At 70.5% G+C, this 12,410-nt stretch carries 7 protein-coding genes; 4 read left to right on the top strand and 3 right to left on the bottom strand.

The features are described 5' to 3' along the window. Positions 1–9 precede the first annotated feature (9 nt). Positions 10–5,199 (top strand): class I SAM-dependent DNA methyltransferase, encoded by a 5,190-nt coding sequence (locus tag ABZY12_RS15420; RefSeq protein ID WP_356890323.1) that lies wholly within the window; start codon positions 10–12, stop codon positions 5,197–5,199. 49 nt (positions 5,200–5,248) lie between these two features. Here ABZY12_RS15420 and ABZY12_RS15425 read toward each other — a convergent pair whose 3' ends face one another. Further along, the gene (locus ABZY12_RS15425; RefSeq protein ID WP_356890325.1) at positions 5,249–5,452 is read right to left on the bottom strand and encodes a DUF397 domain-containing protein; all 204 of its coding nucleotides are present in this window, start codon (positions 5,450–5,452) and stop codon (positions 5,249–5,251) included. Further along, complete coding sequence (locus ABZY12_RS15430) at positions 5,449–6,309, bottom strand: helix-turn-helix transcriptional regulator (protein ID WP_356890421.1); 861 nt, start codon at positions 6,307–6,309, stop codon at positions 5,449–5,451. The genes ABZY12_RS15425 and ABZY12_RS15430 overlap by 4 nt, the downstream gene beginning before the upstream one ends. 149 nt (positions 6,310–6,458) lie before the next feature. On the opposite strand from ABZY12_RS15430, the gene ABZY12_RS15435 reads away from it, so the two are divergent. From ABZY12_RS15435 to ABZY12_RS15445, 3 genes are all read left to right on the top strand, one after another. Beyond that, positions 6,459–6,899, top strand: coding sequence for an ATP-binding protein (locus ABZY12_RS15435; RefSeq protein ID WP_356890327.1), 441 nt, complete (start codon positions 6,459–6,461; stop codon positions 6,897–6,899). A gap of 103 nt (positions 6,900–7,002) precedes the next feature. Continuing rightward, entirely contained in the window at positions 7,003–7,428 is a 426-nt protein-coding gene (locus tag ABZY12_RS15440) for a hypothetical protein (protein ID WP_356890329.1), read from the top strand. Then, positions 7,425–11,300 carry an AAA domain-containing protein gene (locus ABZY12_RS15445; RefSeq protein ID WP_356890331.1) on the top strand — a complete coding sequence of 1,292 codons (3,876 nt, stop codon included), beginning with the start codon at positions 7,425–7,427 and terminating at the stop codon, positions 11,298–11,300. The genes ABZY12_RS15440 and ABZY12_RS15445 overlap by 4 nt, the downstream gene beginning before the upstream one ends. An 18-nt stretch (positions 11,301–11,318) precedes the next feature. On the opposite strand, the gene ABZY12_RS15450 is transcribed toward ABZY12_RS15445, so the two are convergent. Further along, positions 11,319–12,359: a beta family protein gene (locus ABZY12_RS15450; RefSeq protein WP_356890333.1), complete on the bottom strand. Its 1,041-nt coding sequence runs from the start codon at positions 12,357–12,359 to the stop codon at positions 11,319–11,321. Positions 12,360–12,410: the final 51 nt, after the last annotated feature.

Below are 12,410 nucleotides of genomic sequence, written 5' to 3' on the forward strand. Positions count from 1 at the left end.
GCCACTGTCATGACGTACGACTCCCTGGTCAACCGCGGCGACTACTTCTCGGCCCACTACCTCGCCGAGGTGCTGCCCAAGGACCTCAAGACGGGCCTGCTCCAGACCTGGAAGGAGCGGGAGGAGGCCGCCAAGCCCCCGGCCGGTACGGGAGAGGCGGCGCCCTCCGAGGGCCCCGACATCCTGCGCGAGGACACCAAGCAGGCCCTGCCCGTCACTCCGCGGGCCGGTCTCCGGGCACTGCGCCGCGACTACTTCCGGGCCCGCTCGTTCTTCGCCCTCCCCGAGGACGCCGAGGGCACCGCGTCCACGCCCGATACCGGCGACGACGCGCTGACGTACGACGCCCCCGCCTGGCGGGAGCGGGTACACGCGCTGAACGCCGAGGTCCTGCGCGCACTGGGCTACGACGCGAAGCCCGGCAACCTCACCGTCTGGCGGGCGGGCCAGAGCCACGAGATCACGGTCGCGCACGCCGAGAAGGGCCTCGTCGCCGTCGACTGCGGCTGGGCCGCCGAAGCGGACGCCGCTCTGGACCCCGACGGCCCGGGCCGCCTTCTCGACCCCGTCGTCCTCGACGGCTCGAACAGCCTGACCACCGGCTCCAAGCTGGCCTCGTTCCTGTTCGCCTGCGACGAGGCCCCGCGCTATGTCCTGCTGCTCGTCGGCGGCGTCGTCGTCCTCGCCGACCGGATGGTCTGGGGCGAGGGCCGCTACCTCGCCGTCTCCCTCGACCTCGCGCTCCAGCGCAACGACACCCGCCCGGGCGGCGAACTCGATACCGTCGCCGCGCTGTTCGGAGCCGACTCGCTCCGCACCCCCGAGGAAGGCGGCGAGAACCCACTCGCCGAACTCGTCGGCAAGTCCACCAAGCACGCGGTGGGGGTCTCCAGCGAGCTGCGCGACGGCCTGCGGCTGAGCGTCGAGCTGATCGCCAACGAGGTCCTGGAACGCCTCCGCGAGCAGGGCGTACGCCCCCAGGACATCGGCGAACTCCCCGCACTCGGACGCCAGCTGACCCGCGAGTCGCTTCGCTACCTCTACCGCATCCTGTTCCTGCTGTACGCCGAGGCCCGCCCCGAGCTGGGCATCCTGCCGTCCGACTATCCCGAGTACCAGCTCGGCTACGGCCTCGGGCGGCTCGGCGAACTCGTCGCGGAGCGCGACCTCGTCGACGAGAAGTCCCGTCGCGGCTTCTACCTGTACGAGTCCCTGGACCTGCTGTTCCGCAAGGTCCAGGACGGCTACCGGCCGCGCCGCACCCACGGCGAGACGGCGGAGACGGCGGAGACGGCGGAGACGGCGGAGACCGCCGACGCGGTCGGCTCGGTCGGCGCGAAGGCCAGCGAGGACCTGGGCCTGCGCTTCGAACCCCTGCACTCCACGCTCTTCGAGCGGGACTCGATCAAGCTGATCGGCGCGGACGCCGTCGTCGACCCCCGTCACGACGCCGACGAGGCCCTCGCCCGCGGGGAGCGCGTCCGCTACCTCGACACCCGGCTCCGCAACGCCACCCTGTACGAGGTCCTGCACAAGCTCATGCTCACCAAGGGCAAGAAGGGCGAGCGCGGCGGCTTCATCTCGTACGCCCAGCTGGGCATCAACCAGCTCGGCGCCGTGTACGAAGGCCTGATGTCGTACTCCGGCTTCATCGCCGGCGAGGAGCTGTACGAGGTCGCCAAGGGCGGCGACCCGAAGGACGGCTCCTGGCTGGTGCCCAAGTCGAAGGCCGACGAGTACCCGGACACGGTCTTCGTCCGGCGGCCCGACCGCGACACGGGCGAGGAGCTGCGCGTCCGGTACGCCCCCGGTTCGTTCGTCTACCGGCTCTCCGGCCGCGACCGCCAGACCTCGGCCTCCTACTACACCCCGGAGTCCCTCACCAAGGTCACCGTGCAGCTCGCCCTCCAGCACCGCCTGGACCAGGACGGCACGGTCACCGAGGCGCGCGAGCTGCTCGACTGGAAGATCTGCGAACCGGCCCTCGGCTCGGGCGCGTTCCTCAACGAGGCCATCAACCAGGTCGCCGCCGAGTACCTCCGCCGCCGCCAGAAGGAACTCGGCCGCTCCATCGACACCGAGCAGTACGCCGTCGAACTCCAGAAGGCCAAGGCGTACATCGCCCTCCACAACTCGTACGGCGTCGACCTCAACGAGACGGCGGTCGAGCTCGCCGAGGTGTCGTTGTGGCTCAACACCATGCACCCCGGCATGGAGGCCCCCTGGTTCGGCCTCCACCTGCGGCGCGGCAACTCCCTCATCGGCGGCCGGCGCGAGGTGTACGGCCCCGAACGACTGAAGAAGGGCGGCTGGCTGGGCACGACCCCGGAGCGCTACCCGCTGGCCGACGCGCAGGCGGGTGTGCCGCTGCCGGAAGGCGCGGTGCACCACTTCCTGCTTCCCGCGAAGGAGTGGGGCGCGGTCGCTGCCGAGAAGGAGGCCAAAGCGCTGGCGCCGGAGGCTGCGAAGGCGCTCGGCGCGTGGCGCAAGGCGGTCACCAAGTCCCCGACGGCCAAGCAGACGGCCCGCTTGCAGGGCCTCGCCCGGCGCGCCGAGTACCTGTGGGACCTAGTCGTCCAGCGGCTGACGATCTCCGAGCGGGAGATCTCCCGGCGGGTGGACGTGTGGGAGGCGGAGCCGGAGTGGCTGCGCCGGCCGAAGGAAGCCGTGCCCCGGGAGAAGGTGCTGGCCGATCTCACGGCGGTGGACACCCCGTACTGGCGGCTGAAGAAGCTCATGGACACGTGGTGCGCGCTGTGGTTCTGGCCCGTGCAGGAGGCCGCGCTGCTGGACGGGACCGACGCGCGGTACGAGCGGGCGGAGGTCGTGCCCGCGCAGGGTGACGCGGGGGTGGCGGCGTCCGACGTCATCCGTACGTACGAGGAGGTCGACCTCCTCGGCAACGTCACCGTGAAGGAGGTCAAGCGCGGCGACATCGACAAGCGGCGCAAGGGGAAGCGGCAGGGCGAGCAGGCGTTCGCGGGCCAGCGCCGCGAAGTCATCCCGCTGGCGAACCTGGACGACTGGCTGGACTTCGCCGAGGCCCTGCTCGGCACGCACGACGTGCCGGCGGAGTCGCTGGTTCCCACCTTCGACTCGCTCGACGTTCTGGAGCGGTACGAGGACGAGTTGCCAGGCTGGATGGGCATGGACCGGTCGCATTGGCTGGAGAGCCGGTTCCCGTGGTCCGGTGTTGCGGGTGACGTAGCCAAGCGGCAGGGCTTCTTCCATTGGGAGTTGGAGTACGCCCAGGTGTTTGCGGAGCGGGGCGGGTTTGATCTGCAGGTGGGGAATCCACCTTGGGTGAGGCCGGACTGGCAAGAGGATGCGGTTCTGGCGGAGCTAGACCCTTGGTTCAAGCTCGCCGAGAAGCCAAGCACGGCAGAGTGGCGACTGAGGAAAGCGGAGGCATTGGCTCGCGAGCAAAGTCATGCGTCGTTCATGCTCCGCGAGCTGGCCATGATTACCGGAATGGTCGCAATGATGGGAAGCCCTGCCACCTACCCGCTTCTAGTAGGAACTCGCGGAGATCTCTACCGCGCATTCATGGCGCAGGTTTTGCGCCACCTGGGCCACACTGGACGAGGCGGCCTTATTCACCCAGACACTCATTTCGGGGGAGTTCACGAAGGGGCCATTCGCGAGGCCGCATACCGACACCTGCGCGTACACGCCCATTTCATGAACTCTGCAAACTGGGCCTTCGAAGATCTAGGCCGAACGCAAGAGTTCGGCGTTCACATCTACGGATCGGAAAGAGAACCAGACTTCCTCCATCTCAGCGAATTGCGCAGCGCTGAAACCCTGCCAGCTTCACTCACCCACGACGGCCATGGACCGGTTCCTGGGATCAAGCACAACGGCACTTGGGACATTCGCCCGCACCTCAGTCGCGTCGTGCACGTTGACATCACGCTTCTTGCTGCATGGCAGAGGCTCACTGACTTCAACGGGCCCCTACTTCGAACCCCGCTGCTGTATCCGGTTCTGGTGAGCGAAGAGGGCGCAATTGAGGCTATCGCCGCCCACACTCCACGCCTATCCACCTTTGACCCTATGATCACAATTGGTTTCCTCGAAACCACAGCCAAGCAAGATGGCCTGATCCGCTGGAACAGCCAAGCGGTGCAAGATCTGTCTGATGTGATCATCCAGGGGCCTCACATCTCGGTAGCCCATCCTTTCGCGAAGGAACCCAGAATCCCCTGCAGGAGTCATCGCGATTGGAACACGATCGCAGCGCATCAAATGGCAGCCGACCACATTCCGGCAACCAATTACAACGTCGCCACCGATCGAGACACCTACCTCACGTCACAGAGCTCCTGGCACGGCGAGCCCTCTTCGTCATACTTCCGGCTGGCATGGCGCGCCATGATTCCTTTTATCACTGAGCGTAGCCTCTTCGCCGCCCTGATCCCCCCTGGCCCCGCACACGTTCACACAGTGCAGACCATGGCCATGACAGACAATCTTCTCACTGCCCTTAACGCTGGATTCTGGGCGGCACTCCCCCTTGACTACCTCTTGCGCATCACGGGTCGCTCTCACCTCCAGGTAGCCGAGGCTCGCAAGATGCCCGCCCCTGACCCTCGACACCCTCTGGCCCCTGCCCTACTTCTGCGGACTCTCCGTCTCAACGCCCTCACTAACCACTACGCCCCCCTCTGGGAAGAGCTTTACGACCCTCGTTGGGCAGGCTACGAAGACTGGGCCAACCCTGACTGGCCGCGGCTCACTCCCCTCGCATCGGGCCTGGCGGCCACTTGGAAGTACGACACGCCGCTCCGGACCGAGTGTGAACGGCGCGCTGCCCTCGTTGAGCTCGACGCGCTCGTCTCAGTGTGGCTTGGCATCACTGCTGACCAGATGGCTGCTATTTACAGGACGCGATTCCCGATCCTCCGCGATTACGAGGAACAAACCTACTTCGACGTAAACGGTCGCAAGATCGCCGCCAACTACAACACTTACGGGCACGGCCAGACCAAGCAGGACTGGCTCGACTTCGAAGCCCACCTCGCCGACCCCGGCAACACCCCGCCCCCCGCCGGCTACGTCGGGCCCTTCTACAAGGCCGACCGTGAAGCCGAGATGCGGGCCGCGCACGCGCACTTCCAGGCACGGCTCGACAAGGAGATCGAGCTCGGGCGATGGACGCCTCCGGCGCGCAAGGCGGCCGTGGAGAGCGCGGCTTGACATGCGGCTGCCCCGGCCCCTTCGAGGTCCGGGGCAACCGCTTGCGCCGCTACCGGCTTGCGAAGCCGACGAACGCAGTCCAGGCAGATGCGTCGACCACCAGCCCGGGGCGGGTCGTGTTCTTGGAGTCGCGCACGTGGACGCTGCTCACGCGTGCAGCTACCTCGACGCAGTCACCACCGTCTCCGGCGCTGTAGCTGCTCTTGAACCAGGCAAGTCCCTCGTTGCCATGCTCCGACTGCTTCACGATCATCCGTCTCCCAGCAACTTCTCGATCAGAGCCTGCGACTCCCGTGGGGTGAGAGCCTGAGCACGCAGCGTCCCATACGTGGCTTCCAACCCTCGCACCCTGCCCCGCTCTGTGTGTAGGCGGCTGTCGCTCTGGACCTCCGTGTAGGCGATCCTCCGCCCGTCCCTCAGCTCCATCAAGGTGAACGGTCCCGCCAGTCCGGCATGTTCCTCACGGTCGAGCGGCATCACCTGCACATCGACGTTGCGCGTCTGGCTGATCAGCAGGATCTGTTCCAGTTGGCCTCGCCAGACATTCCGGCCCCCAAGGCGCTTGTGAAGGGCGGCCTCTTCGATCACGAAGCTCATGTGAGGCTGCGGGCGCCTGGTGAAGATCGCCTGGCGGGCCAGTCGGGCAGCGATCCGCTGCTCGATGGTCTCGTCGTCCAACAGAGGACGCCACATCTTGAACACAGCGCGGGCGTAGTCCTCCGTTTGCATCAAGCCCTTCACCAAATGGGCGTCATAGGCATGCAGCTCAACCGCCTCCGCCTCCAGCTTCGCCGCGTCCCGGAAGAACGCCGGGTACTGCGCCCGCGCCACCTCCTCCTTCATCTCCTTCAGGACCTCGCCCGCGTCCAGCAGCTCGTCCGCCTGGTCGATGAAGCGAGGCGGCGGGACCCGCCGCCCTTGCTCGTACGCCGCGATCGTCGACGCCGAGTACCCCAGCCGCGCCCCGAATTCGGACCGCTCCATCCCGGCCCGTACCCGGAACCGTTTCAGCTGGCGGCCGAAGACGCGCAGGATGCCCGAGCCCGGGTCCGGTGCGGCGGCGTCGCCGGCCGGGTCGTCGTCCTCTGCCCGCTGGGTGGATTCATTCATGCCCGCCATCACCTCCACCGGCCAACGCCGCTCCGCGTCGGCCGTCACGCTCCGCGCCGCCTACAGGCACCGACACCGCGCCTACCGCTGCCCCCTGTACGCGCGTCGGGCCTTACTCAGCGTAAGCGGCGCACGCCAGCCTGTGTCCCATGAACAGCGAAACTTCCCCCGCATCCCTTGCCCTTGAGTTCGCGATGCGCTTCACGTCCTCGCCGCGCGGCGCCCGCCTCGCCCGGCGGCTCGTCTCCCACCGTCTGGACAGCTGGGGGCACCCGTACACCTCGACCGCCAACGAGACCATGACGCTGATCGCCGCCGAGCTGACCGGTAACGCCGTGCGTCACGGGCACGTTCCCGGGCGAGACTTCCACCTCCGGCTCACCGACTCGGCGGACACCCTGCGTATCGAGGTCACCGACACCCGTACCGAGCGCGTCCCCCTGCTCTCCTCCCACGAGCCGCCCGGAGACGCCGAGTCAGGGCGCGGGCTGCTCCTCGTGGCGCGGTTGGCGAGTCGGTGGGCGGTGGCGCCGCGCGTGGGCGCTCCGGGGAAGACCGTATGGGCCGAACTGTGCCTTTCCCGCCAATGATCAGCAGGTTTTGGAAACAAGTCGACGGCCTGTCAGTGCCTGCCGCTAGCGTCGTTCGTCCGTGTGTGCACTGCACGGGGGAGCCCAAAGGAGAACAGCGCACGTGAGCAGCACCACCCACACCGACCCGGCCGCCGGTTACCGCATCTCCATCGTCGACGAGGATCCGCTGCGCGCCCGGCGTGAGGCCCGCGAGTTGCTCGCCGCCCTCGCCGAGGCGGACCCGCAGGCCGCGCTCGACGTTCCGGCCGGCCCCGCGACCACCGGCACCACCACCGACAAGGGCGGACCGGTCGCCGACCTCCTCAGTCTGGTGTTCGGCGGCGGCTCTCTGGTCGCCGCCGCGCTTCAGCTGTGGCTGGCGCGCGTGCCGCAGCGGACGATCGTCGTCACGCGGCCCGACGGGGCGACGCTGACCATTTCCGGGAAGCAGGCCCGTGCGGACGACGCGCAGATCGAGCGGTTCCTCAACGGAGACTCCGGCCCCACGGAGGGCGACGGCGCGCAGGGCGGGCCGGGCGCGGCGTGAGTGACAACGACCGGTACGCCATGCTGATCGGCGTATCCACGTACGACAGCGAGCGGTACCACGATCTGCCGGCGGTGCGGGCGGACCTGCACTACATGCAGGCGGTCCTGGAGAGCACCGAGATCGGCATGTACAACGACTGCGCGATGGTCGCGGAGCCGACGCGCGCCGAGATGCTGCACGCCGTGGAGACGTTCCTGGAGGAGCGGCAGGCCAGCGAGACGGCGCTGCTCTACTTCAGCGGGCACGGGGAGTTCTGCGAGGCGGACGGGCAGCTGTACTTCCTGACCCGGGACGCCGATCCGGACGACCTGCCGGGTACTGCCGTGCCGGCCGAGTTCCTGGAGCGGATGCTCACGTCCTGCCGGGCCTCGTCGAAGGTCGTGCTGCTCGACTGCTGCTCCAGTGGCTCCGTCGTCCAGGGCTGGACGGCCAAGGGAGCGGCCGACGGCGGTGAACGGCCCGCGCCCAGCACGCTGCTGCGGCCGACCGGCGTGTACTTCATCACCGCCTCGGACGCCCTCCAGGCCGCCTCGGCACTGGCTCCGGCCGGTTCCTCGCTCGGCACGTCGCGGTTCACCGGGGAGATCGTCGAGGGGCTGCGCAGCGGGCGGATCAAGGACAGTGGCTGGATCACGCCGGACGACCTGTTCGAGTACCTGACCGCGCAGATGGTCCGCATCGGCGTGCCCGAGGAGCAGCGGCCCACGAAGTCCACCATCCGTGCGACGCGTTCCCTGCCGCTGGCCCGTTCGGTGGCGCGGTCCGTCCGGCTTCCCGAGCCGCCGCCGGAGGCCGGTGGCGGTCTGCCGGTCTCCTCGGCGCTGTCGAAGGCCCGGGGCCTTGTCGCGCAGGACGCGCGGGACGGCGTCGACCGGGAGCGTCTGCTGCGCTACTACGCGCACTGCCTGCGGGCGCAGGCCGAGTCGAAGATGCTGCCCGACCGGGACAGTGGCCGGGGCTCCGACTACTTCCTGCTGGGGCAGGGGGCGGAGACGATCCAGTCGGGACTGGGGTCCGGTCTTCCCGCGCCCGGTGGGCTGCCCAGGGCGAAGAGCACCGGGGCGAAGGTCGACGAGGCCGGGCTGCAGGAGTACTGGTACGGGTACCCGGCCGTGACGCTGCCCGAGCGCGGTGGGAACGGCGGCCGGCGGGCCGCGGTGCGCATCGCGCCTCTGCTGGTCCAGCCGATGGAGCTGGCGCCTGACGAGAGCGGGCGGGACCGGCTGCGGCCGAGCGGGGTGCCGTCGCTGCACAGCGGTGTGCTCACGGAGCTGCTGGAGGACGAGGAGGCGGCCGAGTTGCTCGGCCGCTGGCAGCCGACCTGGCAGGAGGGCAACGCCGCCCAGATGGTGAAGGCGGTGCGGGAGCTCCTGACGCGGCTCAAACTCCCGGAGCTGGAGCCGCTCGACCTGTCCGCGCTCAGCGAGCGTTCCGTCATGGACTCGCTGCGTCCGGGCGCCCACAACGCCGCCGTCCTCCTCGCGCCCTCGGGTCTGGAACGGACCGCGACCGAGGGCCTCGTGGAGAACCTGCTCCAGATGTCCACGCGCGCCGACCGGATCCCCGGCACCGCCCTGGACGCGCTGCTCACCGGTGGTGGCGACGGCGGGCCGGGCGGGCTCGACGCGCCGCCGGTCCTGGTCTCCCCCGGGCCGTGCAACGAGAGCCAGGCGCGGGTGATCACGTCGGCGATGACCCGGCCGCTCACGGTGTCGACCGGGCCGCCGGGAACCGGGAAGAGCGAGGTGGTGGCGGCGGTGGTCGCCACCGCGGTGGCCGCCGGACAGTCTGTCCTCGTCGCTTCCACGAACAATGAGGCCGTGAACGTGGTGGCCGAGCGCTGCGACGCCATCTCCCCCGGGCTGCTCATGCGGACGGGGAACTCCGAGGCCCTGGAGGCCGAGGCCGCGAAGCTGGAGCGGCTGCTCACCGAGCCCGTCGAGGCCCCGGCGCGGGGCGCGGCGACCGTCGCGGGTGACCTGAGGAACCGGCACGCCCGGGCCGCCGTGCACGAGGCCGAGGCGGCGCGGCTGGTCGGGGAGGAGGCGCGGCTGCTGGAGCTGCTGCGGGAGCGTGAGCGCCGCGCGGGCGAGCTCGGGCTGCCGGTGGAGCTGCTGGAGCGGGCGTGGTCGGAGGGCGGGAGCGCGGCGCTCGCCGCCTGGGAGGACCGGGCGCGCAGGGCCGCCGCCGCCCGCTGGTACTCCTTCGGCCGGTGGCGCAGGGGGCGGGCACTGTCCGCGTTCGTCGCCTCCGCCGGGGAAGGCGGTGCGGGCGCGTGGCCAGCGTGGGCCGCAGAACGGCCCGTACCGCCTGAGCTGCTGCTCTCCCTCGCCGAGGCCGCCGGAGTGGAGGGCGCGCTGAGGAGCCTCGTACCGGGGCATCTCGCCCTGGACGAGGAGGCGCTGAAGCGGGCGCGGCTGGAGAGCCGGGCGGGTCTGTCGGAGGTGTCGGGCGAGCTGGCCCGGGCCGTGTCCGCCGAGGCGATGACGCGGGGGCGGTCGCTGATGGCCCAGCGGCTCCAGGCCCTGCGCCGGCGCTCCGGCTTCTGGAAGAGTCAGCGCAATCTGATGGCGCACCTGAAGGGCTGGGCCATCAGCACGCACTCGGTGCGTCAGCTCGAACTGGTCCCGGAACTCTTCGACCTCGTCGTGATCGACGAGGCCAGCCAGTGCTCGATCCCGGCGGTGCTGCCGCTGCTGTTCCGGGCCAAGCGGGCGCTGATCATCGGGGACCCGATGCAGCTCGGGCACATTCCCGGGATCACGGTGCAGCAGGAGCGGCAGGCCCGCGTGCGGGCCGGGCTGAGCGCGGCGCAGCTGGAGGATCACCGGCTCGCCTACCACGTGTACTCCGCGTACCACGCCGCGGCGCAGCACGGCGAGGAGACGCTGCTGCTCGACGAGCACTACCGGTGCCATCCGGCGATCGCCGATGTCGTCAACGGTCACTGCTACGCGGGGCAGTTGCAGGTCCTCACCGACGTCAGGAGGCAGGTTCCGGCGCTCGATCCGGTCGGGTCGGGCGGTCCGGCTCCCGCCCTCGGCTGGGTCGACGTGCCGGACGGCGCGTCCGCGCTGGGCGCGGGTGGCCGGTCCTGGCGGAACGCAGCGGAGGGCGCCCGGGTGCGGGAGACGGTGGACGAGCTGCTCGCGCGGCTTCCCGAGGACGCGACGGTGGGCGTCGTGACGCCGTTCCGCGCGCAGAAGGACGCCCTGGCGCGGGTGTGGGCGGACGAAGACCGGGTGCGGGTCGGCACGGTGCACGCCTTCCAGGGCGGCCAGCGGGACGTCATGGTCCTCAGCCCGGTGGCCACCGGCAACACCCCGCCCCGTACGACGCACTGGGTGTCGACCCAGGTCAACCTGTGGAACGTGGCCGTCACCCGGGCGAAGTCGCAGCTGATCACGGTGGGCAGCCATGCCTTCTGGCAGGGGCAGGCGGGGCTTCCGGCGCTCCTCGCGGGAAGGTCGGAGGTACTGGGGGCGGGATCGTCGGCGGACCGGCCCGGCGCGGCCTTGGGCGCGAGGTCGCGGAGCGCCTTCCGTGAGGAGCTCACGGACCGGCTCCAGGACTTCCTCGGGCGCCGTGGTGTGATCGACCTGGAGCGCGAGGCGGTGGTCGGCGGGCACGTCGTCGACCTGCTGTTCACGGTGGACGGCGCCAACACCGCCGTCCTCGTCGACACCGGGCCCGAGCACGGGCAGGACCCGGCCCGCCATCTGCGTCTGGCGCACGCGCGCGGCGACCTGCTGCCCGGGCTGCCGTCCGGCGGCTCCGGCGCGAAGCCCGGACCGGTGGCGCGGACGGTCCGGGTACCGGCGTGGCGGATCCTGGCGGGTGCCGTGACGCTGGAGCCGCTCTTCGCCTGAGCGCGCGCCCCGGCGGGGTCAGGGCCGCAGGCTCCGGACGACGTGCGTGATGTGCTGGATGTTGCCGACGCGCAGCCAGACGCCGACGTTTCCGGTGCCTTCGGGGCCGTGCCCGTGTGCGCAGTCGCGGAGCCAGGTCTCGCCCGCGCTCGCCGCCGGACCCCGGAAGTCCGGCAGGGCGAGGATGTCCCGCGCGGCGGCCCGGACGGAGGCGGCCCGGTCGGGGCCGCGCGTCGGCACCTTCACGAGGACGTACGACTCGTCGGTGGTGTACCGCAGCACGCCCCAGGGCGGGCCGCCGCCGTTGTCGGAGGAGGGTCCGCGGGCGATCGCCTTGGTGGAGTCGATGCCGTAGTCGCCGTACGCGAGGGCGCGGACGAAGTCCCGTCCGGCGCAGTGCAGATCACGCCACACGCGCCAGTCCCAGCGGGGCACCACGGCCGTGCCGTGTTCCGGAAGCCCGGCGGGGAAGGCGCCGCCCAGGACGGCGGCCGTTCGCCAGGGAGTCAGTGGCATCAGGGCTTCGAGTGCGCGCAGCGACTCCTTCGCCGTGTCGGTCCGGTCGGCCCGGACGGCGTCCAGGTCCAGCAGGAGGTCCGTCTCCACGGCGGGACCGGCGCGGGCGACGAGTTCGCGGACGCCCTGGCCGACGACGTCGTCCCACTCGCCGGGCAGCATGACGCGTATGCCGAGTCCGTTCCCCCTGGACCGGGCGTGCTCCAGCATCGCGGCCTGGTGAGCCTCGGAGCGGTCGGGGCCCGTCACCGGGCGCAGCGGACTCACGCCGGCGTCCGCGGACAGCGCCTCGGCCAGCGCCGACTGCTGTGCCTCGTCGGCGAACGGGGAGTCGACCCAGGCCGGATGATGGCGATGGGCCTTCCGGACGCGCCACAGGTCGTCCCGTACGCCCACGGCGAGTGCGTCGGGATGTTCACCCGCGCGGGGCGGAAGGTTCCACAGCGGCACGACGGCCGCCTGCACCGCCGGGACCAGCTGCCGGTACGCCTGGCAGGCGTGCTGCTTGGCCGGCAGGACGGGAACGTACAGCGGTCCGGACATGGCGGCTCCCCCTCGGCTCTGCCCGCGTCCTCTTCGCCGCGCCTGTCCTCG

The sequence above is a fragment of the Streptomyces sp. NPDC006551 genome (genome assembly GCF_040611675.1).
Lineage (GTDB): Bacteria > Actinomycetota > Actinomycetes > Streptomycetales > Streptomycetaceae > Streptomyces.

Excerpts from the sequence above, each read along its gene's own strand:
- ABZY12_RS15450 (WP_356890333.1), bottom strand. The coding sequence starts at position 12,359 with ATGTCCGGACCGCTGTACGTTCCCGTCCTGCCGGCCAAGCAGCACGCC.
- ABZY12_RS15430 (WP_356890421.1), bottom strand. The coding sequence starts at position 6,309 with ATGAATGAATCCACCCAGCGGGCAGAGGACGACGACCCGGCCGGCGAC.
- ABZY12_RS15435 (WP_356890327.1), top strand. The coding sequence starts at position 6,459 with ATGAACAGCGAAACTTCCCCCGCATCCCTTGCCCTTGAGTTCGCGATG.
- ABZY12_RS15420 (WP_356890323.1), top strand. The coding sequence starts at position 10 with ATGACGTACGACTCCCTGGTCAACCGCGGCGACTACTTCTCGGCCCAC.
- ABZY12_RS15425 (WP_356890325.1), bottom strand. The coding sequence starts at position 5,452 with ATGATCGTGAAGCAGTCGGAGCATGGCAACGAGGGACTTGCCTGGTTC.